Here is a 24,541-nt window from a genome sequence, read left to right on the forward strand (position 1 = left end):
GCCATAATGTTGTCAACAATCACATGGTACAATGATAAAGCAAACAAATCAATAAGACAATGAAATTGGAGGAAATTATGTTTACAATTTATGTTTATGTTCTTGATACTTTAGCCGACTGGGAACTGGGGCATGTTATTTCGGAGCTCAATTCCGGTAGATTTTTCAAAAAGGGCGCGCAGCGTGTATCACTTAAGACGGTCAGCTATTCTAAGGACCCAATCCATACAATGGGCGGGATGACCATTGTGCCGGATTGTTTCATCGACGATATTGTTGTGAGTAAAACAAGCATGCTGCTTTTGCCGGGATCAGATACATGGAACGACCCAAAGCATGCCGCTGTCATCGAGAAAGCAAGTGAATTTCTCACCTTAGGTGCTGCGGTAGGTGCAATCTGCGGGGCTACTGCAGCGCTTGCCAACTTTGGGCTGTTAGATCAGCGTCCGCATACCAGTAACGGGCCGGGATTTCTTGAAATGGTTTCTCCTGGTTATAAAGGACAAAGTTTTTATATAGACAAGCCATCCGCAGCAGAAAATAATCTTATTACTGCAAGCTGCACCGGAGCTTTGTTGTGGACAAAACAAATCATTGAATATTTAGATGTTTTTGAAACAAACACACTGGAATCGTGGTATAAATACTTTAGTACCGGCGACCCGAAACATTTCTTTGCCCTGATGCAATCATTGCCGTCCAGAGATGAAAGTTAATGGAGATTCAGTATTGCAGCTGATGATGTATTAGATGTAAAAGTAGTTAACAAAATAATTATGAGTTTTTCTCCATTATCTCCAGTCGGCTCTGGAAAGGCCTCCTTCCGACAATGGAGAAAAACTATCACAGGTGGCACCTTTTTTACAGAGGCCCTTCTCCAACAGACATTACGTCCATTTTCCATATGATTGGAGTGAGGCATTCTAAGAGCCGAACGGAAATCATGTGGAAAATGTCATGATTTTTACGCAGCATCCTGACTGTGTAATGCATCCTTTGTTATTGTGTGAGGACTGTCAGGAAATGATGAGATACCATCTTCCTGATAAAATATGGATCTAAAGATAAATATACTTGTCCACTAACTTTGAGGTGCATAAAGCTGCCCTCTTACATGATAACTCCATAAAGTTTGGGCAGGCAGTGCCTGCACCGCAGTATCAAATGCATCAGAGGCACAGTCCAATTTATAATAGGTTTCATGAGCGCCTATCGCATGAATTTCTATAAGATTATTTTGGGCCTGGTCGAAAGTATAAAATAGGGAACAGTTATTGGCGCCATGGTTAGTGTCAGTTTCGTGATAAACGGGCAGACCATTGATCAGCAGTGACGTTGTTTTGCTCGGCAGAGGCTGCCTTGTAGAAATGAGGGAATCGAGATTTCTTTCAACTGCGCGAAGCGTTCTCATTAAGCATGGGTGATTTTGTCTGGGATTATCATCGTAATTTTCTGGCGGTTGATGTGCAAAGAGCGTGAGTATGCTTTGTGCAAAATCATTTGTAGAATACAGACGATCATAAGAGATCGTTGGAATAAAATCTTGGGTATAAGTTCTAAATGGCATATTGTGATCCTCCTTTGCTTGATGTAAATAAGTGATGAAACGATCTGTATGATTGTAATTATATGTATATTAGAAGAGATAATCAATCATTTGTGGCCAATGACGGATGTGAATGAGCCAATAACTGAAACAGACCAGTACATACTATCTGTAATAGATATGATTATGAAGATACGATATGAAATATCCAGCAGGGGACTCCTGCTGGATAAAAATTTTTATTCTTGAAACATGACGGGCCACGGTCATCTTACAGTTCATTAATCGTCTCCGTCACAGATACATCTCGAATCCTTTTTGCCGGGCCATATACTGCGGCAGCAGCTGAAAAGGAATATTCTGTCTTGCACAGGCAGCACAGGCTAAAAATATTCCTTCGGAGGAGGAAAGTCCGGGTTTTTCTGTTACATGGGATTTCTGTTTTGATATTTCTAATATAGCACCATTTGAAGTAGTGATGAACTCTGCCGGGTTAGTAAACATTGAGGCATATCAGGCACATACAGAAGCAATAGAGAGGACGAATAGCAGAATTAATAGCTTAAATTCGGCTTTAGAATATGAAATGGAAGAGTATACACAAGCTGGCTTTAACAGCGGTAGTATATATGCAGAAAAATTCGGGGAAATAATGAATTTGACTTTTAATTTTACTTATGCGCAAGATGTTCAACCTGATACAACTATAACAGTATATATTTTACCAAAAAAGTTTTGGCCAAAAAAATCTATGAAAGTAACTTTCGTTCATAATGGATATATTTCACCTTTGCTATTCGTAAATAACGAAAATGGAGCGGTTAGTTTTAAAGCTATTTCTGGAAAATACACAGCAGATACATGGATTTATGGAACACTAACATATATGCTATAAAGTAAGAATTTAACAAATTATTATCAGCGTAAAGCCATAACTAATGCAAAATTTTTTAATGAAAGAGCCATAAGGGTTCTACCTATCATATTGCAAAAATGCTCTCGGAAAAGCTGGAGGGGGAAGTTACAGAATTCTTTTTGCCAAGAGATTTTGACTCCTTTTGCATAGGGTGTACAAACTGTTTTGAAAGATCTGAAACATCATGCCCTCATTATGAAAAATTAAGACCTATTACTAAAGCCATGGATGATGCAGATGTCATCATCCTGGCAAGCCCGGTATATGTATATCATGCAACAGGCGCAATGAAGTCATTTTTAGACCATTATGGGTACCGATGGATGGTACACCGTCCTGAAGAAAAGATGTTCCATAAACAGGCTGTCTGTATCTCGACTGCTGCAGGGGGAGGAATGAAAAGCACAAATAAAGATATGGCAGACAGCCTGTTCTTTTGGGGGACTGCAAAGATTTATAAATATGGGGCTGCAGTTAGGGCGGTAGCGTGGAATGGTATTAATAACAAGATAAAAAATAATATAGAGAAGAAAACCGATTCTTTGGCATTAAAAATCAAGAACAATTATGGCAAAGTAGAACCGTCTGTAAAGACCAGATTATTTTTCAATATCATGCGCATCGTTCAAAAAAACGGATGGAATAAGGCGGATTCAGATTATTGGCAGGAAAAAGGATGGACGGATAAAAAGCGTCCATGGAAAAGCAAAGAATAAACTTTATCATTCCGTACACTATTTGAACAGCCCGGCAAATTCTGAATATAATACAGTAAAACAATTGTTGGAAGCTTTTATGGATAACATTACTCGTGGGAGATTGATTCAACAAGGGAATCTGATGCGGATCAACAATGCTTTCGTGGAAGAGGCTTCTTGTGTTAATAATTCAGTTGGAAATATCTTGATATCTTATTCTGTCCCGGAAAGAAACCGGCCTGATTCGATTCAATATATACGTTTAAATTTAAATAGGAATACGGTGATCTTAAATTCCTTTGGGCAGAGCATGTGTATATGCTGTATTCAGAGGGGAATGTGGGTCAATGTCATATTTTCATCACGCATGACAAGAAGCATACCGCCTCAGTCCAATGCCGTTTCTGTGATTGTACAAAGGATTTCTCTGCCGCCGCGGCCGCCATTGCCGCCTCAGCGACCATCCTCGGTGACAACAGGAAGGATTGTTTTAATTGATTTTGACAACCATTTTATCGTTACGGAAAATCCAAGGAATATGAATGATCAAAACAGATTTTTAATTACAAATTCCACTACTATTACAAACCAATTCGGTTTGCCGATCAGACTGCGTGATCTGCAGCCCGGCAATATGGTGAGAGTGACTCATGCAAATTTTCAGACGCCTTCTGTGATACCCCAGACAACGGCATTTCATATACAGCGGTTATAATTTGAGAAATTAATGATTTTGGGGAGAACGTTTTATGAGCAAAAGAAATTGTATGATAATACAAAAATTTGATTTAAAAGACAGATATATTCCAGATGTTTACCATATCATTCTGCATTTATATCAATGATAAGCTTTATTTTACAGCAAAAACATAAACATTAAACGCTGACTTCAGCTTGGTTGGGTATATCCCAATCAAGCTTTTTTTATTCCATAGGAGAGTTCGTCCTATGGAATAAAAAGCCCTGCGGGCAGGATGCGCTGCTTCGTGCGCGGAACAAAAGCTGTGCATAGAAAAAACTGGTTCGCGAGGTGTGTGAAGCACACTTTTGTTCAAGAACTGCTTGCTTGTGACGCGGCGTCATGAATTATAATAATTTTAGGAGGTACGACAAATGAGAGAACAAAGAGAGTCATCCAAAGAATATATGACAGTCGGAGAGCTTGCAAAGAAAATGGGGATTACGGTTCGTGCTTTACAGTATTATGATAAACAAGGCATTTTTTCTCCGTCCGCCGAAAGCAGAGGCGGCCGCAGACTGTATACATATAAAGACATGGTGAGGCTTCACCAGATCCTGTCCTTAAAGTCTCTGGGATTTTCACTGGATGATATAAAGAACAGACTGATCTCCCTTGACTCGCCCGATGATGTTGCGGATGCCCTTTCAAGGCAGGCTGCTGCTGTCAGAGAAAAAATAGATCGTCTGACGGAATCGTTAAATGCCATTGAAATGTTAAAGTCAGAGGTGTTGCAGATTCAGACCGTGGATTTTAAGAAATATGCCGATATTATTGTAAATTTCCATATGAACAACGAGTACTACTGGCTGATCAAGCATTTTGACGACAGTCTGCTGGATAATATCCGAAGCCGTTTTGACGAGGAAAGCGGTACGATTTTTATGGAGAAGTATAATTGCCTGAACGAAGAAGCCATAGAACTCAGTGAAAAGGGCGTCCCGCCTGAAGATGAAAAGGCTCAGGTGCTGGCAGAAAAATTTTGGACATTGATCACAGAATTTACCGGCGGAGATATCAGTATACTGCAGGAGCTCATAGAATTTGGGAAATTCGAGGGCATAGACAATGATTGGGTGCAGAAACAGGCAGAAGTGAATGCTTATCTGGACCCTGCCCTGGAAATTTATTTTTCGCGGATGGGCATCAATCCGTTTGTGGAGGGTGAATTATGAGTTATGCGGTCCGGGTAGAAAGTCTGACGAAAAGCTATGGGAGCCATACTGTACTGAAAGGGCTGAGTTTTCAAGTAAAGAAAGGAGAGATTTTTGGGGTACTCGGCGTCAACGGGGCGGGTAAGACTACGACTCTTGAGTGCATGGAAGGTCTCAGAAAATATGACAGCGGGAAAATTACGGCAGACGGAAGGGTAGGAATTCAGCTTCAGTCAGCTTCTCTCCCCGCCTTTATAAAACCGATGGAAGCGATACAGCTTTTCGCAAAATGGAATCATACAAAGGTAAACAATTCTGTATTATCTGCACTCGGAATAAATGAGCTGAAGAAGATGAAATATGCCGATTTATCCACTGGTCAGAAAAGGCGTCTGCATCTGGCTCTTGCCGTGATCGGCAATCCGGATATCATTTTTTTGGATGAGCCTACAGCCGGGCTTGATGTGGGAGGAAGAATATCTCTGCATGATCAAATTGGAAAATTGAACAATCAGGGAAAAACAATAATCTTAGCCAGCCATGATATGGCGGAGGTGGAGAAGTTATGTGACCGTATAGCGATTTTACATGAAGGAAGGATAGCCTTTATGGGCACGGTTTCAGAATTGACCGTAAAAGCAGGCGGACAATATGATATTAAAATTACAACGGAACTCGGAGAAGAACATTATACGTCAGATCAGATTGGAGAGACTATGTTTAAACTTCTTAAAAACTATCAAACGAGAAATCTTCAGATTTTAGATATAGAGATAAACAGAGGGAAATTAGAACAGTTCTTTATGAAACTGACAGAGGGGGAATGATATATGAATGCTTTTTTATATGGAACGATGCTGCAGTTTAAGATAGATATAAGGAGCAGAACTATGCTTGTTACGTGCTATCTCGTTCCTCTTTTATTTTTTGCCGTCATGGGAGGGATTTTTACCTCGCTGATGCCCGAGGCAAAGGATACATTAATTCAGTCCATGACGGTCATGGGGGTATCAATGGGAGCACTGATCGGTGTGCCTTCTTCGGTTTTGGAAATTTGCGGAAGTAACATCAAGAAAATGTATGAGGCCAATGGGGTGCCGCTGCACTGCGGTCTGCTTTCCTCCATACTGTCTGCATTCGTCCATCTGTTTATCATGAGCGTAATTATTTTTGCTGCCGCTCCGGCTGCTTTTGATGCAGTCATTCCATCTGATCTTTTATTATATTTTGCCGCCCTGGTCTTTTTTCTGATCGTTTCATTGAGTATTTCAGGTGTTCTGGGTCTTCTGGTGAAAAGTCAGGCAAAACTGACGATGATCAGCCAGATCTTATTTTTTCCCTCTATTATGCTGTCGGGAATCATGTTTCCTGTAAATCTGCTTCCTGAATTTTTAGAACAGCTGGGAAAATTATTTCCTGCGACATGGGGTTATGCTCTGCTTTTAGAACCGAAATCAGAGCTGAAGAGCTGTATTCCGCTGGCCGTTATTTTTTTCATAGCAGCTGTAACAAACCGTTTTTTGCTTAAGAGGATACGAACAGAGTAAAAAGGAGTATAAACGAGTGTATGCAACCGGATATAGAAAACTTTTTTGTTGAATATTGCCACACGTCATTGTATAATAATTACATGAGAGAGAACTTTGGTAACAGGAACTATATTCTGCATATATAAAAGAGATGCCTTTACCGTGCATCTCTATTTTGCGTTATAGAACCAGGTTTTTAATTTTAGTTCTCTCAAAGGTAAGAACCCAGAAACTTTTACGAAAGAGGAGGTACATATGGAAAGTATCATGGATTACATTTCAATTTTATTGCCGGCTGCAGCGATCATATTCGTTCTAATTATTTTTTCTCCGGCTATGTCAAGGCATCTCCGGATACCGCACTGATCATTTCCGGTCTGAGGAAGAAACCGAGATTTCTTATCGGAAAGGCGGGCGTTAAGATCCCGTTTTTTGAAAAGAAAGACGAATTGAGCCTGAGGCTGGTTTCCGTAGATGTAAAGACTTCCAGTCCGGTTCCGACAGCCGATTACATCAATACCAATGTAGATTCAGCCGTCAATGTTAAAATCGGAAGTTCTCAGGAGATGCTGGAAAAGGCATCCCAAAACTTTTTGGACTGCGGAACCGATATCATCGGTATGATATCCCGGGAAGTACTGGAAGGTAATATGAGGGAAATCATCGGCCAGAATTGAAAGAAATGGTTTCTGACCGCCAGAAATTTGCAGAGAAAGTAAAAGACAATGCCGTTCCGGATCTGGGAGCTATGGGCCTTGAAATCATCAGTTTTAATGTTCAAAATTTTGTCGATAACAATGAAGTCATTGAAAATCTTGGTATCGACAACATATCAAAGATTAAAAAATCAGCCGCTATTGCCAGGGCAGAATCTAAAAAAGAAGTTGAAGTTGCCAAGGCACAGGCCGATAAAGAGGCCAATGATGCAAGGGTTGCCTCAGAGACAGAAATTGCAATCAAAAATAACCAGTTGGAAATCCGCAAAGCAGAACTTAAAAAGGAAGCGGATCTGAAGAAGGCAGAAGCAGATGCCATTTATAAGATCGAGGAGCAGGAGCAGCGAAAACAGTTGGAAATTGCCAATGCCAATGCTAATATCGCAAAGCAGGAGCGGGAAGTCGAGTTAAAAACGAGAGAAGTAGATGTCAGGGAGAAGGCATTGGATGCCGAAGTCCGCAAAAAGGCTGAGGTCGACCGATTCACGAGAGAACAGGAAGCCGAAGCAGATCTTTATGAACGCAAGAAGGATGCGGAAGCTTATGAGGCCGAACAGGAGGCTGCCGGAGTTCGGGCAAAGGGTGAAGCGGAGGCATCTGCAATCCAGGCAAAAGCGCTCGCGGAAGCAGCGGGTATTGAAAAGAAAGCAGAGGCCATGGCGAAAATGGGTGAGGCTGCAATTCTTGAAATGTACTTTAAAGCTTATCCGGAAGTTGCAAGGATCGTTGCCGAACCGTTATCCAAGGTTGATTCCATCGTTATGTACGGAGACGGGAATTCGGCTAAATTGACGGAAGATATCGTGAAATCTGTTGCCCAGGTTGATCAGGGACTGCAGAAGTCCATGGGACTTGACATTAAGTCCCTGCTGGCAGGCGTTATCGGCGGAAAAGTAGCCGCTGTTGGAGTTCAAAAAGATAGTGAAAATGACTCTGACAGTATGGAAGAAGTAAGAAGCGAACCAGAAGATAACTGAGAAACTGACAGGAGAGAGTTTGTTCGAATATTTCCTTTTATGGAAAATCAGGCAGGCTCTCGTTTTCTTTGCTCTGGCAAGTATCAGATTAATAAAAACAGCAGAAATTTTTAACCAAAAATTTCTGCTGTTTCCGAACTTAAAGGAATAAAGAAAATGAGTTGGTGGATGGTATTACTTTAGCATCCTGATTTGTTTGCGAAAGATTCACAGTCAGTGCATTCTTTTGTTGTCGGATTAGGCTCATGAGTTCCGATTTTGATTGTCTCTAAAGTACAATAGTCAACATCACCTGCATGGTAGGCACAGTTATTAATTGTACACTCGATACAATCGTTTTTTCCATTTGATTTCATAACAAGGCTCCTTTCAATTTATGATACAACTTTAGTATCTCCGTAATCTGAAAAAGGATACATCACATGTTGACACTAAATAAAATGTTCGTTATCCTTATACATGGCAGGAAAAAACAGGCCATAAAAGGGAAAAGCAGCTTAGAAACAGGAGAAAAATATGGCAAAAATAAAACAAAAATATTTATATATCATGGGTGCAGCGGCGGTGGCCGTCATCGCAGCACTCACAGCAGTACATATTTATTATAAAGACCGGTGGTATCCGGGAAGCAGTATCGACGGCCTCAAAGTATCGGGAATGACCTATGAAGAGTCTCTGGATGAGCTCAAAGAGACTGCAGACCGATACAGCATTACCGTAAAAGGGAGAGAAAAGGGAACTTTAACGATCAAAGGCAGGGATATCGGCTTAAAAGTAAAGTCTTTGGATTCGGTGAAAGAACTGTATCAAAAGCAGCATAAACAGAGTGTCATTTTTTCTTTTATGAAGAAGGAACAGAAAAATTTAAAAGATACGATTGATTTTTCAGAGAAGAAGCTCTCAGGTCTTGTAAAAAAATCGGTTTTGGTGACCGGGGATGACGGCTATAAGCTGACGAAGCCCGAAGATGCGGCAATAGAATACTCTAAAGAGAAAAAGTATGGCGTGCTGAAAAAAGAAATAGAAGGAAATATTTTGGATCAGAAGGCCTTTGTGAGACGGTTATCGGAAGCCATAAAGGAACTGAAAACTTCTATGGATCTGACGGACCAGAAAACATATCCCGGTGTATATAAAGAACCGGGGTTAAGAATCGATGACTCTGAACTTACCAGGATGCAGGAGACATATAATCAGTATTTGCTGCACTGGATTCAATGGGATATGGGAAACGATACAAAGGAGACGATGACACCTGAGGTTTTGAAAGACTGTATCAGGGTCAATACAAAAAAACGTACGGTGAAGCTTGACAAATCTGCCGTGGAAGACTGGGTGGAAAAATTCTGTCTTAAATATAAAACCGTAGGGATTGCCAGAAAATTCACCACGCATTCAGGCAAGAAAATAAAAGTAGAAGGCGGAGACTACGGATGGAGGATTGATTACGACAAGGAGATCGCCAGAGTCCTGAAACTGCTGAAAAAAACACCGTCAAAGAAACTGATGGAGACTTACCAAAAAGATCCGTCGGATAAAAATCAGAAAGCTATGACCGTAAATTTAAAACCTGTTTATTTTAATAAGGCCTATCGGAAAGATTATCAAAATCCTCAAAATGACTGGGATCATAAAAATTACAGTGAGGTGGATCTCTCCGCTCAGGAAGTATTTGTATATAAAAACGGCAAGAGAGTATTTTCTGCAAACTGTATTACGGGAAAACCGACTCCTGACCGCATCACAAGGACCGGAACATACTATGTGAAAGAAAAACGGCTGACCAAAACCCTGGTTGGTGCAGATTACAGTGTAGACACCAAGTATTGGGTCAGGATCATGTGGACCGGAACCGGATATCACTGGAGCAAGAGGAGCGACTGGGGTCTGTGGTCTCCAGGCAGATATAAAGTGACCGGTTCCCACGGGTGTGTAAACCTTCAGCTCTCAGATGCCGCGGCCATATATAAGCTTGTGGAGAGCGGAGATCCGGTGTTTATCCACTACTAAGAGGTCTTAATACTCCACATTCATCAGGAACAGGCCCTGGGGCGGGGCGGTGATGCCCGCATCTTTCCGGTCTTTTGACTGAAATACATGAAAAATAGACTCCGGGTCTCTGCTTCCTGCACCGATCTCAGCCAGTGTTCCGGTCAGAATCCGGACCATATTATAAAGGAAGCCGTCGCCGGTGAAACTGAGGCGGATTTCGCTGTGTTCTTCTTCAATCACAATAGAATAGATTGTTCTCACCGTTGATTTCTTTGTCTTTTTGACGGAAGAGAATCCTAAAAAGTCGTGGGTGCCGAGACAGAAGGCGGCTGCCTTGTTCATTTTTTCTATGTTCAGTGTTTCCGGATATTTCCACAAATATTTTCTTTCAAAAACATTCACAGTGCCGGGAATGGCAATACGGTACTGATATGTCTTTTGTTTTGCATTCAGCCGGCTGTGGAAGCGCTCTGAGACTTCATCTGCCGTCACAATACCGATATCGGAAGGCAGATATTTCGTGAGGTATTCTTTGATCTCCCGGCAGGAGAAGCTGCAGTCTGTATGGAAGTTGGCGATTTGTCCGCAGGCGTGTACGCCGGCATCTGTGCGGCCGGAACCGATAATCTGGATGGATTCCCCGGTCATTTTTGAGAGAACTGACTCCAATTTTCCTTGGATCGTGCTGGCGTTTGCATTTTTGCCAAGTTTCTGCCAGCCTTGATAGCGGGTGCCGTCATATTCTATCTTCAGACGGATATTTCGTTTCATCATTTCCTGTACTCCTTTTTGTGCGGGATTTTTTTAAATCTGCTGGACTCCATTATAGGGGAAGATGCCAAAAAATACAAATCATAGTTTCTGCTGCAGGCTGTGTACAGATGCGCAGGGAATTTATGATATAATAGAGGACAGAAAATATCAGGAGGAGAGATGAAGTTTCGGATACCGGATTATTATGACAAATTTAAATGTATAGGTTCTGACTGCACAGACAGCTGCTGCGCGGGATGGGATATCACTGTGAACGATGAGACCTATGAAAAGTACACCCTCGTGAAAGGATCATTCGGAGACCGTCTCATGAGATCTGTCAGCTCTTCCCGTCCTCATCATTTTCTCATGGAGGAGGGAAGATGTCCTTTTTTAAATCAAAAGAATTTATGCGATATTTATATACATCTGGGAGAAGATTTCCTCTGCCAGATCTGTACAGACCATCCACGGTTCTATGAAGTTTATGGCAGCCGGCAGGAAGCGGGACTGGGACTCGTGTGCGAAGAGGCGGCAAGACTGATTTTGACCAACAAGAAAAAGGTCCGGTTTCTTGATGAAAATTTGGATGAAAAAACGGAAGAAGAGGAGCCCTGGCTGGAGCCGCTTACGCTGGCAAGAGACTGGATCATCCGTCTGCTTCAGGACAGGGAGCAGACTCTGGAGAGACGTTTGCGGCAGACGCTGTCGGCGGCAGCGGTCTTTCAGGAAGATTACATTCGCGATGATATGGAGGCCATGTATCTGCATATACATAAATGGGAGACGAAAGAAAGAGTACAAAAGCCGCGGACCGGTCTGAGAGAATGGTTCACGGAATGTCTGGAATTTCTCCTGGATCTGGAGATTCTCACCCCCGAGTGGAAGCAGGCTTTAAGCCAGGCATCTTTCATGTTTCGGGAGAGAGACATTTGTTTTTCAGATTTTGACGGAATCTTTTATGAACATTTGATAGTGTATTTTATATACCGGTATTTTCTGAAATCCGTCTATGACTTTCAGCTTTTGGATAAGGTTAAATTTGCGGTTTTCAGCTGTTTGGTTGTCCGGGGGACAGAGGCAGCGGTTTCACGAGAGGAAAGCCTGACGTCATTGGAAATTGCCCGTCTGTACTCAAAAGAAATCGAATACTCGGAAGAAAATATGGAAGCGGTCAATGAAGAACTTTTGTTTTCAGATATGTTTGACACACAGAGACTGTCAGATATGGTATCCGCAGTGTTCGGAAGTTCATATTTAATCTGAAGAGACAGGGAGAATTTATGAATAAGATAAAAAAATATCTGGGGTTTCCGGCAGATCCTGCTTACCGGATTCAAATTGAACAGAACATGACCGCCAATATTTTTAAAACTCATACGATTTTTCAGCTGCTTATTCTGGGATGTCAGATCTTAATGCTCTATTCAATATCGACTCTTCCGGGAGGCGTTTTTATGAAACCAAGAAGGACCGCATATTTCTGTATGTATATCCTGCTGATCATTTTAACAGTGCTCAGTCTGGCAGTGAAGGCAGTTTTCAGGCGAAAGATCATGGAACATTACTGAATGATCTTCTCCCGTACTTTCCTGATCCTTATGGGGCGGATCAGAGCTTTAATAATATGACGAACAGCTTTTTTATTACGGTTCTTTGTATTGGAATTTCAATCATTCTCTATCGGAATCGTGTCTTGTCAGAATATGACCGTATTATTATCGGAGAACAGTATCAGAAAATCGCCGAGATCAATCAGAAGTTGAATCAACAGGTAATCCGTGACCGTCTGACTGGACTTTTTAACCGCAGTTATCTTGAAACTTCCCTGAGAGAACAGTTTCAAAGCGTACAAGAGAAGCACGGAAACATTGCATGTATGATGATTGATATAGATTCAATAAACTACTTCTTAAGTAAATGTAGCCCTGTCTATTTTTTTTATGATACTATGTAAACAATGATATTTAGTTTTATGGAGGATTGCAATTATGAAAAAGAAAATCTTTGCAATGGGACTAAGCCTATTGTTTGCGGCATGTTGTTTCCCGAAGATGTCTTTTGCCGCTGAGCCAGCGGAAAATGTCGTGGCCAAAGTGAATGGGAAAACATATGCAACATTGAAAGAAGCTGTTGATGCCGCACCGGAGAACAGTACTGTTACACTACTTTCTGATGTGACAGAAGATGTAATCTTTAACAAAAATATCACTGTTGATGGTGCCAGCAAGTACACGATTTCAGGTGCGTCAACCGTAAAGGCAGGAACACTTACGAATCTTACTTTAAAACCGAATGAAACAAATACAAATGGCAAGCTTTTAACAATTGGAAATGGAGACAGTACTTCGATTAATCTCGAAAATGTTACGATCCATTATTCCGTAACAAAAAGATCCAGCGGAAGCGCTGTGACAGTAAGTGGCAACAGTGCAACTATTAAAATCAATCATTGCCGCTTCATCAATACCCCAAATAATAATGGAACGACAACAGACGCACCTGAATGGTCTTACGGTCTATACGTTAACGAACAAAACGACGCCGGAAGTATTACTTTTACAAATAACGAATTCAACGGGGCATTCCGCACAATGCTTGCAAATGTAAGTGGTAATTTTCTAATTGAAAACTGCGAATTCATAAATAGCGTTTACAGCGTGGCAAATGGACCTACCGGAGGCTCTGCCGGGGAAGCCACAACAATTACTACTTCAGCCGCTTCCAACAATCAGATTGTCGTAAAAAACAATATGCTTGATAATGCCGGATCTATTTATTTACAGACACAGGCAAATTTCACAGGGAATACGATCAAAAACGATAAATTTGAACACTATATCCAGGCAAAGGGAAGTATTGGACAACCTATAGACTTTAAAAATAATACTTTTCAGTTAGGTACAAACAATCTAGTGGTCATTGATGTTGCTGCCACACCAATTTTACTTCCAGCTGGACAGCCTGCGGTAAACTATTGGATCTGGAGTGATACTCCTGCAAATGTTCGTCCCGCCGATTACAGCGACTATAAATATATGTACAACGAAGACGGAAGCATTACATTCATGCCTCAGTCTGACGTAGCATTTGAACAGTTTTTCGCTCAAAAAACAAATGGAAATATACAAGTAAACGATCAGGATACAGTACTTATTGAGAAGAATTTAAAGATAAACGACATAGAAATTGGTTCTGATAAAAATATTACTTTTGAAATAGCAAAAGACGCAACTTTAGAAATTGCAGGCGCCTTAGACATCCAAGGAAAAATTACGGTAAAAGGGGAAGGTGCCCTCATCATTACCGAACAGGGAAAAGTAAATATCTACTCTGATGCTGCATTAACTGTTTCCCCCGATACAAGCCTTAAAAACAATGGCTTCATTTCAAACAACGGTGAACTGACAATTCCAGATACCACCACAGGAAATGGAACAATCGAAGGCACTGGTATTACAGAAAAAGTACACAACGCAGTACACGTTGAAGCTAAGGAGCCTACCTGTGACACCGACGGAAACATTGAATACTGGTACTGCAGTTTTTGTGATAAATACTTTTCTGACAAAGCTTTAACCCAGGAAATTTCCAAAGAAAAAACAAGCCGAAAAGCTCTGGGGCACAAATATGAAAACGGAAAATGTACCGTGTGCGGAAAAGCTGATCCTAATTATAAGCCTGAGACATCTCCGACAGATAACGAAAACGACGGAAATTCTAATCAAGAATTCTCCAATTCTCACGCCCCTAAAACAGGGGATAACAATCATATCGGACTAATGATCGCACTGATGCTTGGTGCATCGATTGCTTTCTTTGGCGTTAAAAGAGATAAAAAACAACACGGTTAAAATGACTTAAAAATGGAGCAGAATTGCATGAAATGCGATTCTGCTTCATTTTTTCAGGATATCATCTTATTTGAAGAAATGAACAGTCGACTTGATTACTGCCATTAAAAAGTACTTAGGTCAATAATAATTCAAGATTATGATAGCTTTCATAAAAATATCGAAATTTTCCACTTCATTAACATTGCTTTCTATCTCCTTTCGCTTTTATTCTTTAAAATAATAGAAAAAGTAACATGAAAACGTTACAATAAAAAAAGTTTTTTAGTCCGCGTATGGCATCCACAGAACTAAAAAACTATGTAATCTTTACTAAAAAAAGGGGGCATCGCCATAAAGAATTTTCTACTAAATGATGTATTCCCATGTTTTAATTCCCTTTCAGTTATAATGTATATACCATAACAGGCATAAAATTATACTTCAAGATAAATTTATGAAAAAAGAGTAAAATAATTATCGTAAGAATTTTAAGAAAGAGAGTGAGAATATGTATTCTTCAATTTATGCTGAAAGCAAAGAAATGTATAATGAACTTATAGAATGGCGTAGAGAACTTCACAAAACACCTGAATTGGGACTTGAACTTTCTAAAACAGTTTCTTTTGTGAAGAAAAAATTAGCAGAATGGGATATTCCATTTGAAACAAAAGTCAATGGAAATTGTATTATTGGCTATATGGGCTCTGGGGATAAATGCTTACTTCTTAGAGCAGATATGGACGGGCTTCTTATGAATGAAGAAAGTAAATTGTCTTTTGTTTCGCAAAATGGTAATATGCACGCTTGCGGACATGATATGCATACGACCGCTTTGTTAGGAGCCGCCAAAATATTAAAAAAACACGAAAAGGAATTAGGGTGCTAACGCAGTGATTGCTGAGGGTGTAATGGAAAATCCTAAAGTAGACTCAGCTTTTGCAACTCATGTAGCGTCCGTTATTCCTGCAGGAACAATTGCTTATGGAACTATGACAGGGACATCTGTCTTTGGATTTAAAATAACGATAATAGGAAAGGGTACGCATGGTGCTATGCCCCAGAACGGAATAGACCCTATCAACGTTGGGGTTCATATTTACCAAGCATTGCAGGAGCTAATCGCACGTGAGTGTTCTCCAAGCCAAGAAGTAACATTAACAATTGGTCAATTTAACTCTGGAACGGTAAATAATGTTATTCCAGAAACAGCTATTTTACAGGGAACACTTCGCACATTCGATAATAAAATAAAACAGTATTTAATTACGAGAATTAAAGAAATTGTTGATAATATTTCCCATGCTTTTCATGCAGAAAGTAAAGTAGATGTCCTAGCAGATATACCCGTACTCTGCTGTGATGAAAAAAGAAATACTGAAATTGCTAAGGCAATAAGGTCCATGAATGGTGAATTTAACATGGTATCCGGGTTACACACAACTGGTTTTGATGATTTTGCAGTGTTTGCAAATAAAGTACCATCTTCTTATTTTATGATAGGAGCTAAGGTTGATTTAGATAATATCTATGCACATCATAATCCGAAAGTATGTTTTAACGAACAAGTTTTACCAATCGAAACGGCGGTATATGCATGTGTGGCTATGGACTGGAAATAAGTTAGAAAACAATAAAATTAAAAGGGAGACACACGTTTTTTGTGCAGTATCCCTCTCTTTTTTCTGTCATATCAAGGCTCGTTCAATCGTGGTAAAATGAGTGCTTTTTTATACTTCAAAGTACTGTAAAGTATAATGTTTATGCGGATAATCAAAAATTAGATAAAAATTTTTTTAGAAAACAATATAATGATCGGTTTGGGCATATATCCGAGGACCAGTGCCTGAGAACTTTCGCAGGCTTCCTGAAGAAGGAAGTGCAGAACAGGTCAGGAAGCCTGATCCGTTATGGCGGTGAAGAATTTCTTATATTCTTATTTGGGCAGGACGCTGAGGCGGCAGAAGAAATAGCAGAACATATGCGCCGGTCCGCAGAGTCCGGCGGATACATCAGCGACGGGCCGGACAGCAGTCCTGTCACAGTCAGTATAGGGGTCTATAAATAATGCCCGTCCGCTGAGACTCCATTCAAAGAATTTATTACTCTGGCAGACAGTGCCCTCTATGAAGCAAAATGCTGCGGAAGAAACTGTGTAAAATTAAAGACAGGGGAGATGTCTCAGCAGACATAGACCAGTCTTGCTTCCGGAAGGCGCAGCCTCACATAGTCTGTCAGCACCGGCTCTGCCTCCAGCCGCAGTTCCTTCCGGTAGCGGTATTTTCCTCTTCCGCCTCCGGACATAGACTGATTGTCGTAGAGGTCAGGAGCCTCCGGAAATGCCTCTTTGTTAATAGCATTCTGCACAAAGCTGTAAGTCATAAAAATCATCTCTATTGTCATTGACTTCTTGGCCTTTTCGGTAAGACCGTCGGCCAGCTGATCGATCAAATTCATGTATTTTTCTTTCCAGCCATCATTCAGGATGATGGGAGCGATCAGTATTCCTACGGGATAACCGGCCTCACACATGTCGTTGACTGCCTGGATTCTCTGATGAAGCGGGGAGGTCCCAAGTTCGATATGGTCTATGATTTCCTGAGGATTGACGCTCATTCGAAAAATGCTCTTTCCCTGATGGTCAAGGCCGAGCAAAGGTTTTACAGACGCAAATTTGGTGGGAAATGTAATCTGTCCTCTCCCCTCACGGGCGAAAGCAGGGATGACCCATTCCAGATTGTTTGTTATCATATTTTCTAAAACAAGATCACTGTTGGAGCCTATCTCAAAAGTCTGGGGTACAGCTCCTTTTTTTGAATTCTTTATCAGCCGTTCCATCATGTCTTCCCGATTTACGAAAAGCCTTAAATAGGCGCATTTATTGTAATTGCATACCAAATAACAATAAAGGCACATGGCAGTACATCCGGACGAAGTGAACGGAACCAGATAATCGGATATCTTATGGTTTTCTGTATATCGGTGAGTCTTTCTTGTGCCGATAATCAGAAAACGTTTCATTTTTGGAAAATCGCTGTTGGGCCTTTGGGTCATCTCTTCGATCCGGTTATGGCTTTTGATCTCATGCCAGGGCAGATCCGCAAAATCTTTTTTTAATTTCCGGCCGAGGGGATAATCAAAGATTCCCGGTTCATGATATACGGCGGTAAATAGTTTCATAAGCAGTTCTCCTTTTCATATTTGTATTAGTATTTCTGAAAAAAACGAGATATATTGATTGCTGTCTGATTTTTGGTAAGGATTTCATTGGAAATGCAAGAAAATTTTCTAGTTTAAACAGATTTATTATGTTATAATAAATGCAAACAAATTTGTTTGCATGTAAAATGATGGGAGTTATAAATTGGATGAATATTCAGCGTTGATGATACATATAAAAAAGAGAATGAGGTATGAGCCCGAAGAGGAGCAGAATCTTCAGATTTATCTGACCAAAGTGGCAGAGCAGCTGAACAGCCTTTTTGTGGACAGCATGATATTTCCGGTAATCTTCGGAAGGCATGATGAACTTCAGGGTCTGTTTACATCTTCACTGTCCGCAGCCTCCTATTTCCGGCTTTTCGAGATCATGTGTTATCCGGTCGCCGTCACCGGAGGGATCGGGATCGGCGAGTGGACAGTGCGTATGGAGGATGGGACCTCTGCCCAGCAGCAGGGAACGGCCTATGACCGGGCGGAAGAGGCTTTAAAGACTGTGTCAAAGAAGAAGACACAGAGGCTGCGGATCCATTCTTCAAGAGAAGACGGTATGGCAAACTATCTTCTGAATGTTTCCAAGGACATGCTGAGTGCACAGAATTCGATCCAGAACCGTCTCCAGCTGATCGCAGAGATCCTGTACCCGTTTGTTGAGAACAGGACATGGATACGATTTGAAAATCATGGCCTCAGGCTGCTGACACTGAAGGAAAATTTCGGACCTGCGAAACAGATGGTGGATAAGATCGCAAAAGTGCCGGAACAGACGATCTCCTGGAAGAAAAACGTTTATGTCCAGGAACCGATCTTCATTACAGGCGAAAAAAAGGAAGGAGAAGAAGCCGTCATTCTTAAAAATGTTTCCAGCAGCATTGCGGTGACTGCAAAGAAAAGCCGGCAGAATGTGGAAACGATCATGAAACGGGGGAAACTGCTCACGATCCGGATCATGGATTATATGGCACTGCAGTATATAAAACGGTACTACTAAAAAGGGAGAAACAAATATAAGTATGGAAAATAAGGAAAAAAGATTTGCACTTTTAATTGACGCTGATAACATATCAGCAAAATATATCAAGCCGATTTTGGACGAGCTGTCACAGTACGGCAATATTACATACAAGAGAATCTACGGTGACTGGACAAGTACGCTTCATGCCAGCTGGAAAGAGGAGCTGCTGGCCAATTCCATCACACCCATCCAGCAGTTTTCTTATACACAGGGGAAAAATGCGACAGATTCTGCAATGATCATCGATGCCATGGATATCCTTTACACCAACCGGGTGGACGGCTTTTGTATCGTCTCCAGTGACAGTGATTTTACGAGGCTTGCCAGCAGGATCAGAGAGACAGGGCTTACTGTGATCGGTATGGGTGAGGGGAAGACTCCCCCGGCTTTCCGTAAAGCATGTGATGTTTTTACAAACCTGGAACTCCTGATCGAGGACAAAGAGGAAAAGGAAAGCAAGCCGATTGGCCGCAGGGATATCGAGGCAGCGATCCATTCTATCATCACAGACAATCAGAACAGCGATAAAGAGACGACGCTGGGAGAGATCGGGACAAGGCTGTTAAAGAGATATCCGGACTTTGACGTGAGGAGCTACGGATACAGTCTGCTCTCTAAATTTCTGGAAGAATTCGATCATTTCAGACTGATTAAGGATGGCAATATTGTCACTGTTTCTCTGAGAGAAGATATTGACATGAAAGAACAGCTGGACCACTATGTAACGGCATTGGTGAAAAACACAGGAAAAAAGGGACTTGATCTGTCTGATCTTGCAAACAAAATATATGCAGAATATGAGAACTTTAAAGTACAGGATTTTGGATACAATCGGTTCAGCTCTTATGTGCGGAGCATCCCGGGTATGCAGCTGGAGAACAAAAATAATATTACAAAAGTAACGTTTTTAAAAAAATAATACCGAAAAGGCAGAAAAATTTTCTAATAGAAATACGAAAGCAGATCAATATACAAACCAAACGAGGTATTTTAAATATGAGAATTTTTTTATGGGAAATCAGGGAAGAACAGGGTTACAGTTTGAGGAACCTTGAAAAATATACGGGCATCAGCCATATGCATATCTATGATATTGAAAGAGGACTGGTAAGTCCCACACTGGAGGAAATCGAAAAGCTGGCGGGAGTCATGAGAATCAGTCCTTACCGTCTGTTTGACTTTCGGCCGGCTATACAGGTGAATTCCAATTAAAGAGACTGCTGCAAAACGTACATCAATGATTCTGTCAAAAATAACAGAATCCCGGGTTTTGCAGCAGTCTTTTATCAAACGAATATGAGGATCATTGGTATTAGAGATCTCTTCCACAGCGGCCGTAAAAGGTTAAAAGATAAAGTCCGCAGATGCCGACCAGATCATAGACGATCCTTGAGAGCATCGTCATGCTGCCGAAGAGAAAAGCTACTAAATCAAACCGGAAGAAGCCAATCAGGCCCCAGTTGACCGCACCTATAATTGTAATTGTCAGTGCTATATAATCTAATGTTTTACTTCCCATAGCAACCTCCTTTTCTATTAATAATCTTCCCAGTCTTAGAAATATTATGCATGGGTTGTTTAATCTCCTCCGGGACCGTCTTTTCTCGGACGTTCAGACTCGGGCAGAGGTTCCACGATGTGCGGACGTTCTTTTTTTGCGTCTTTTGGTTCCTGCTGTTTATGCCTGTGGCAGTTGGATTCGTGCATTGCGATCACTCCTTTCTTTTTAGTTTTCTTAGTATGTTTGCAAAAAGTCCGGATTATACAGTATAATAAAGACAGAAACTACGAATACGGATTTAGATTAGGATAGGAGGAATTTTATGGCGGGAAAACAGAAAAGCAACTGTGAGTCTTGTATAAATTATGTGTATGACGAAATGTGCGGTTCCTATGTATGTGATGTAAACCTGGACGAAGATGAACTGATGCGGTTTATGACATATTCAAATTATAGCTGTCCGTATTTTCAATTAAATGATGAATATAGTATTGTCAGAAAACAAATTTAAACAGGGACAGATATATGAAGCTAAAAAGAAAACGCGTGATATCCTGGACAATGGTCATTTTGATGATGGCGGTGATCTTTTTATTTTCTGCGAAGACGGCAGATGCGTCAGAGCAGATGAGTATGGGAGTTACCCAGTGGATTTCGAAGCTGGTCGGGATATCCCCGGCAGAAGCGGGAGGATTCGGAAACAGCCTTTATGATATGCTGTCTGTCATGGACCACTATGTGAGGAAGACAGCCCACTTCCTGGAATATGCACTGCTCGGAGTGCTTGTGTGCCGGGCCTTGGGGATTGATGTAAAGAAAAAGGCTCATCTTCTGGGTGCGGCATTGGCGTTTTGTTCTTTCTATGCCGTGACAGATGAACTGCACCAGTATTTTGTGCCGGGAAGAAGTTGTCAGATAAAAGATGTCATGATCGACAGTTCGGGTGCTCTGACCGGCATCTGCTTTTGTATGCTGGCAGGTTTTGTATTAAAAAAAATAAAGAATAAGCGTAGAAATGTCCGACAAAAAAATACCCCGGATGTCAGAGTTTTCTGATATCCGGGGTGAAATTTTTGTGGCGGCGGCAGATAAACTTTTGAAAATCCCTTATCTCCCTGTGACGAGATTGATCAGATCAGATCCAAGCTGTTTGGAATCTTTCGGGAAGTACAGGGTAACTGTGTCTTCACCGCTTTTGATATTCTGTTTAGTCAGTGTAAACGTCTTTGTCTTCATTTCGGAAGAGGGTTTCATACTTTTAAAACCTTTTGCCACGTTTTTGATCAAAAGTTTCTGAGCATCTTCTTTCGTCTCGATGTGCTGAGGCTTTAACGCGTCTACTGTTTTTTTCTTGGCGTTCTTGAATACAGATAAGTAATCAATATACTGTGATTTTACAGTGACAACAGCCTCTTTCTTTTCCTGTTTTTTTACGGATACTTCATAATCAAGACTGGACAAAGCCTGGGAGAGTGCATCATAAATATTTTCAGCGTCTTTTGTTGTCAGTGTGATGCCCGCAGATTTGAAACTGTCTTTCAGTGATGAAATCGTAGACTCTTTGTATACGTTCAGGGTATCACTGACTTCTGCAGAGTCAATGCCCAGATCTGTCATGGCATCTGCTTTATGGCATACGATCAGCTGATAAAAAGCATCCATGGATTTATCTGCATCCGGAGCTTTTTTTGTGCCGCATCCGGTCAGCAGAGTTGCCGCCAATAAGGCTGCTATAACCAAGGTCATCAATTTCGTATTTTTCTTCATAATTCATTTCCCCAATCCTGTTTGTTTATAATGAATACTCGTCTCATTATAAAGGTTAGAAGGAAATGTGTCAATAAATGCCGAATAGAATCGAACTGTGCTTTTGCATGAAAAAGGGCAGAAAACTGCAGACTATATGTACTCAGGGATATCTACTTGAAGTTCTTGTTCAAAATGTATATAATATTTTAGATTGTATAAAAGAAGACGTTTCTATGACAGGGCTGCAGGATAGTCCTGATCATATTGGGAGGAGAATATAGAAAATGAGCAGTCAAAACTATGACGCAAACAGTATTTCCGTACTGGAAGGGCTGGAGGCAGTCAGGAAGCGGCCCGGAATGTATATAGGAAGTGTTTCGACAAAGGGGCTTAACCATTTGATCTATGAGATCGTAGATAACTCGGTGGATGAATTTCTTGCGGGACACTGCAATGAAATTACGGTAACATTAAAAGACGACGGGACAGCAGTGATCGAAGACAATGGCAGGGGCATTCCTGTCGGAATCAATGAACAGACTGGTCTTTCAGCGGTTGAGATGGTGTTTACCATGCTGCATGCCGGAGGGAAATTCGGAGACGGGGGATATAAAATTTCGGGAGGACTGCACGGTGTGGGGGCATCTGTGGTCAACGCCCTCTCTACATGGCTTAAAGTGACGGTTAAACAGGACGGAAACATTTATGAAGAATGTTTTGAAAGAGGGAAGGTTACAGAACCGCTGAGGGTGATCGGAAGCTGCAGAAAGTCGGAGACCGGAACAAAGGTCCGGTTTCTTCCTGATCCGGATATTTTTGACAAAACCTATTTTAAAGCCGCTATGATCCGCAACCGTCTCCATGAGACGACTTATCTGAATCCGGAATTAAAGATCCATTATATAAATGAACGTTCAGGAGAAGAGACGGAAGTCTTATATCACGAGCCTGAGGGAATCTGTGCCTATGTAAAGAAACTGAATGACGGCAAACATGTACTGCATGATCCAGTCTATTATAAGAGGGAGATCAACGGAATCGAAGCGGAGATCGCCTTCCAGTATACGGAAGATTTCGGAGAGAATATTTTAGGCTTCTGCAATAACATTTATACCACGGAGGGCGGTACCCATATCACAGGATTTAAGTCCAAATTTACAGCAGTGATGAACCAGTATGCCAGGGAACTGGGTATATTAAAGGAAAAAGACACAAACTTTACAGGGGCAGATGTGAGAAACGGCATGACCGCCATCATTTCCGTAAAACATCCGGAACCAAGGTTTGAAGGGCAGACGAAGACAAAATTGGACAACCCTGATGCTAATAAAGTGGTCGGTGAAATTACCGGGGATGAGACGGTATTATTTTTTGATAAAAACCTGGATACCTTAAAAAAAGTCCTTGCCTGTGCGGAGAAATCCGCAAAGATCCGAAAGGCTGAAGAAAAAGCGAAGACAAACCTTCTTGTGAGACAGAAACTCTCCATTGACAGTAACGGAAAGCTGTCCAACTGCGAAAGCCGGAAGCCGGAAGAGTGTGAAATTTTTATCGTCGAGGGAGATTCGGCAGGAGGATCTGCTAAAACTGCCAGAAACCGCCGGACTCAGGCGATACTGCCAATCAGGGGAAAGATCCTGAATGTCGAGAAGGCTACCATGGACAAGGTCCTGGCGAATGCAGAGATTAAAACGATGATTAATACTTTTGGATGCGGATTTTCAGAAGGCTACGGAAATGATTTTGACATTGAGAAACTGAGGTATCAAAAAATTGTGATTATGACCGATGCCGATGTGGACGGGGCACATATTGCCACCTTGCTGCTGACATTTTTCTACCGGTTTATGCCGGAGCTGATTACCCATGGACACGTCTATCTGGCAACGCCTCCTCTATATAAGGCAATTCCTAAGAAGGGGAAAGAAACTTATTTGTTCGATGATACTGCGCTGGAGAAATATAAGGCTGCCCATAAGGGTCCGTTTACTCTCCAGCGGTACAAAGGACTTGGAGAGATGGACGCCAGCCAGCTTTGGGAGACGACGCTGGACCCGGAGACGAGGACATTAAAGCAGATAGAGATCGAAGATGCCAGAATGGCATCCGATGTAACCTCTATGCTGATGGGCAGTGAGGTTCCGCCGAGAAGGCAGTTTATTTATGATAACGCAGAGGATGCGATGTTGGATATATAGAAAGGG

29 protein-coding genes and 1 pseudogene are annotated in these 24,541 nt (G+C 41.4%); 23 read left to right on the forward strand and 7 right to left on the reverse strand.

Going from position 1 to position 24,541, the window contains the following annotated elements; all coding sequences use genetic code 11:
- The first annotated feature begins 77 nt into the window (after nt 1-77).
- Nucleotides 78-716: a type 1 glutamine amidotransferase family protein gene (locus DWV34_RS07795; protein WP_022261173.1), complete on the forward strand. Its 639-nt coding sequence runs from the start codon at nt 78-80 to the stop codon at nt 714-716.
- Between the two features lie 365 nt (nt 717-1,081).
- Here DWV34_RS07795 and DWV34_RS07800 read toward each other — a convergent pair whose 3' ends face one another.
- A complete protein-coding gene (locus DWV34_RS07800; protein WP_006566864.1) occupies nt 1,082-1,567 on the reverse strand; it encodes a hypothetical protein in 486 nt (161 codons plus the stop codon).
- A 457-nt stretch (nt 1,568-2,024) separates the two neighbouring features.
- Between DWV34_RS07800 and DWV34_RS07815 the strand changes: the two genes are divergently transcribed.
- From DWV34_RS07815 to DWV34_RS17855, 8 genes and pseudogenes are all read left to right on the forward strand, one after another.
- The gene (locus DWV34_RS07815; RefSeq protein ID WP_118475852.1) at nt 2,025-2,441 is read left to right on the forward strand and encodes a hypothetical protein; all 417 of its coding nucleotides are present in this window, start codon (nt 2,025-2,027) and stop codon (nt 2,439-2,441) included.
- A gap of 77 nt (nt 2,442-2,518) precedes the next feature.
- Nucleotides 2,519-3,178, forward strand: a pseudogene (locus DWV34_RS07820) (flavodoxin family protein); the annotation flags it as partial.
- A 79-nt stretch (nt 3,179-3,257) separates the two neighbouring features.
- A complete protein-coding gene (locus DWV34_RS18095; protein WP_006566869.1) occupies nt 3,258-3,875 on the forward strand; it encodes a hypothetical protein in 618 nt (205 codons plus the stop codon).
- A 398-nt stretch (nt 3,876-4,273) separates the two neighbouring features.
- Nucleotides 4,274-5,074 (forward strand): MerR family transcriptional regulator, encoded by an 801-nt coding sequence (locus DWV34_RS07830; protein ID WP_006566870.1) that lies wholly within the window; start codon nt 4,274-4,276, stop codon nt 5,072-5,074.
- Nucleotides 5,071-5,880 (forward strand): ABC transporter ATP-binding protein, encoded by an 810-nt coding sequence (locus tag DWV34_RS07835; RefSeq protein WP_006566871.1) that lies wholly within the window; start codon nt 5,071-5,073, stop codon nt 5,878-5,880. Before DWV34_RS07830 ends, DWV34_RS07835 begins: the two co-directional genes overlap by 4 nt.
- A gap of 3 nt (nt 5,881-5,883) precedes the next feature.
- On the forward strand, nt 5,884-6,600 hold the full coding sequence (locus tag DWV34_RS07840) for an ABC transporter permease (protein ID WP_006566872.1): 717 nt from the start codon (nt 5,884-5,886) through the stop codon (nt 6,598-6,600).
- A 431-nt stretch (nt 6,601-7,031) separates the two neighbouring features.
- Nucleotides 7,032-7,259, forward strand: coding sequence for a hypothetical protein (locus tag DWV34_RS17645; protein WP_006566873.1), 228 nt, complete (start codon nt 7,032-7,034; stop codon nt 7,257-7,259).
- A gap of 5 nt (nt 7,260-7,264) precedes the next feature.
- Entirely contained in the window at nt 7,265-8,275 is a 1,011-nt protein-coding gene (locus tag DWV34_RS17855; protein WP_022261174.1) for a flotillin family protein, read from the forward strand.
- A 179-nt stretch (nt 8,276-8,454) separates the two neighbouring features.
- Here the strand turns inward: DWV34_RS17855 and DWV34_RS07850 are convergent, their stop codons facing one another.
- Nucleotides 8,455-8,631: a DUF1540 domain-containing protein gene (locus DWV34_RS07850; protein WP_006566876.1), complete on the reverse strand. Its 177-nt coding sequence runs from the start codon at nt 8,629-8,631 to the stop codon at nt 8,455-8,457.
- A gap of 160 nt (nt 8,632-8,791) precedes the next feature.
- Between DWV34_RS07850 and DWV34_RS07855 the strand changes: the two genes are divergently transcribed.
- On the forward strand, nt 8,792-10,285 hold the full coding sequence (locus DWV34_RS07855) for a L,D-transpeptidase (protein ID WP_118475855.1): 1,494 nt from the start codon (nt 8,792-8,794) through the stop codon (nt 10,283-10,285).
- A 6-nt stretch (nt 10,286-10,291) separates the two neighbouring features.
- On the opposite strand, the gene truA is transcribed toward DWV34_RS07855, so the two are convergent.
- A complete protein-coding gene (truA, locus tag DWV34_RS07860) occupies nt 10,292-11,041 on the reverse strand; it encodes a tRNA pseudouridine(38-40) synthase TruA (protein WP_009289574.1) in 750 nt (249 codons plus the stop codon).
- Nucleotides 11,042-11,200: 159 nt separating this feature from the next.
- Between truA and fliB the strand changes: the two genes are divergently transcribed.
- The 7 genes from fliB (at nt 11,201) to DWV34_RS07895 (ending at nt 16,921) form a co-directional block, all read left to right on the forward strand.
- Nucleotides 11,201-12,286, forward strand: coding sequence for a flagellin lysine-N-methylase (gene fliB, locus DWV34_RS07865; RefSeq protein ID WP_009289575.1), 1,086 nt, complete (start codon nt 11,201-11,203; stop codon nt 12,284-12,286).
- A 17-nt stretch (nt 12,287-12,303) separates the two neighbouring features.
- Nucleotides 12,304-12,591 carry a hypothetical protein gene (locus DWV34_RS07870; protein WP_006566880.1) on the forward strand — a complete coding sequence of 96 codons (288 nt, stop codon included), beginning with the start codon at nt 12,304-12,306 and terminating at the stop codon, nt 12,589-12,591.
- A gap of 56 nt (nt 12,592-12,647) precedes the next feature.
- On the forward strand, nt 12,648-12,977 hold the full coding sequence (locus DWV34_RS07875) for a GGDEF domain-containing protein (RefSeq protein ID WP_009289576.1): 330 nt from the start codon (nt 12,648-12,650) through the stop codon (nt 12,975-12,977).
- 34 nt (nt 12,978-13,011) lie between these two features.
- Nucleotides 13,012-14,874 (forward strand): LPXTG-motif cell wall anchor domain protein, encoded by a 1,863-nt coding sequence (locus DWV34_RS07880; protein WP_022261175.1) that lies wholly within the window; start codon nt 13,012-13,014, stop codon nt 14,872-14,874.
- Between the two features lie 490 nt (nt 14,875-15,364).
- Nucleotides 15,365-15,742 carry a M20/M25/M40 family metallo-hydrolase gene (locus tag DWV34_RS07885; RefSeq protein WP_006566883.1) on the forward strand — a complete coding sequence of 126 codons (378 nt, stop codon included), beginning with the start codon at nt 15,365-15,367 and terminating at the stop codon, nt 15,740-15,742.
- 22 nt (nt 15,743-15,764) lie between these two features.
- On the forward strand, nt 15,765-16,475 hold the full coding sequence (locus DWV34_RS07890) for a M20/M25/M40 family metallo-hydrolase (protein ID WP_022261176.1): 711 nt from the start codon (nt 15,765-15,767) through the stop codon (nt 16,473-16,475).
- A 110-nt stretch (nt 16,476-16,585) separates the two neighbouring features.
- Nucleotides 16,586-16,921, forward strand: a complete 336-nt coding sequence (locus DWV34_RS07895) for a GGDEF domain-containing protein (RefSeq protein ID WP_118475857.1) — start codon at nt 16,586-16,588, stop codon at nt 16,919-16,921.
- A 113-nt stretch (nt 16,922-17,034) separates the two neighbouring features.
- Here DWV34_RS07895 and DWV34_RS07900 read toward each other — a convergent pair whose 3' ends face one another.
- The gene (locus DWV34_RS07900) at nt 17,035-18,033 is read right to left on the reverse strand and encodes an SPL family radical SAM protein (RefSeq protein ID WP_009289580.1); all 999 of its coding nucleotides are present in this window, start codon (nt 18,031-18,033) and stop codon (nt 17,035-17,037) included.
- A gap of 184 nt (nt 18,034-18,217) precedes the next feature.
- Here DWV34_RS07900 and DWV34_RS07905 point away from each other — a divergent pair, with 184 nt between their 5' ends.
- From DWV34_RS07905 to DWV34_RS07915, 3 genes are all read left to right on the forward strand, one after another.
- Complete coding sequence (locus DWV34_RS07905; RefSeq protein ID WP_009289581.1) at nt 18,218-19,063, forward strand: hypothetical protein; 846 nt, start codon at nt 18,218-18,220, stop codon at nt 19,061-19,063.
- A gap of 22 nt (nt 19,064-19,085) precedes the next feature.
- Nucleotides 19,086-20,006: an NYN domain-containing protein gene (locus DWV34_RS07910; RefSeq protein WP_118475859.1), complete on the forward strand. Its 921-nt coding sequence runs from the start codon at nt 19,086-19,088 to the stop codon at nt 20,004-20,006.
- 77 nt (nt 20,007-20,083) lie between these two features.
- On the forward strand, nt 20,084-20,299 hold the full coding sequence (locus DWV34_RS07915) for a helix-turn-helix domain-containing protein (RefSeq protein ID WP_009289583.1): 216 nt from the start codon (nt 20,084-20,086) through the stop codon (nt 20,297-20,299).
- A gap of 100 nt (nt 20,300-20,399) precedes the next feature.
- Here DWV34_RS07915 and DWV34_RS07920 read toward each other — a convergent pair whose 3' ends face one another.
- The gene (locus DWV34_RS07920) at nt 20,400-20,606 is read right to left on the reverse strand and encodes a DUF378 domain-containing protein (protein WP_006566890.1); all 207 of its coding nucleotides are present in this window, start codon (nt 20,604-20,606) and stop codon (nt 20,400-20,402) included.
- Nucleotides 20,607-20,665: 59 nt separating this feature from the next.
- On the reverse strand, nt 20,666-20,794 hold the full coding sequence (locus DWV34_RS17860) for a hypothetical protein (protein ID WP_255419864.1): 129 nt from the start codon (nt 20,792-20,794) through the stop codon (nt 20,666-20,668).
- 116 nt (nt 20,795-20,910) lie between these two features.
- Here DWV34_RS17860 and DWV34_RS07925 point away from each other — a divergent pair, with 116 nt between their 5' ends.
- On the forward strand, nt 20,911-21,099 hold the full coding sequence (locus tag DWV34_RS07925) for a DUF6472 family protein (RefSeq protein WP_006566892.1): 189 nt from the start codon (nt 20,911-20,913) through the stop codon (nt 21,097-21,099).
- 14 nt (nt 21,100-21,113) lie between these two features.
- Nucleotides 21,114-21,644 (forward strand): VanZ family protein, encoded by a 531-nt coding sequence (locus DWV34_RS07930; protein WP_118475861.1) that lies wholly within the window; start codon nt 21,114-21,116, stop codon nt 21,642-21,644.
- A gap of 51 nt (nt 21,645-21,695) precedes the next feature.
- Here the strand turns inward: DWV34_RS07930 and DWV34_RS07935 are convergent, their stop codons facing one another.
- Nucleotides 21,696-22,355 carry a hypothetical protein gene (locus tag DWV34_RS07935; protein ID WP_118475863.1) on the reverse strand — a complete coding sequence of 220 codons (660 nt, stop codon included), beginning with the start codon at nt 22,353-22,355 and terminating at the stop codon, nt 21,696-21,698.
- A gap of 266 nt (nt 22,356-22,621) precedes the next feature.
- Between DWV34_RS07935 and DWV34_RS07945 the strand changes: the two genes are divergently transcribed.
- Nucleotides 22,622-24,535 carry a DNA gyrase/topoisomerase IV subunit B gene (locus tag DWV34_RS07945; protein ID WP_118475867.1) on the forward strand — a complete coding sequence of 638 codons (1,914 nt, stop codon included), beginning with the start codon at nt 22,622-22,624 and terminating at the stop codon, nt 24,533-24,535.
- The last annotated feature ends 6 nt before the right edge of the window (nt 24,536-24,541 follow it).

The sequence above is a fragment of the Anaerostipes sp. AF04-45 genome (genome assembly GCF_003461725.1).
Taxonomy (GTDB): Bacteria; Bacillota; Clostridia; order Lachnospirales; family Lachnospiraceae; genus Anaerostipes; species Anaerostipes caccae.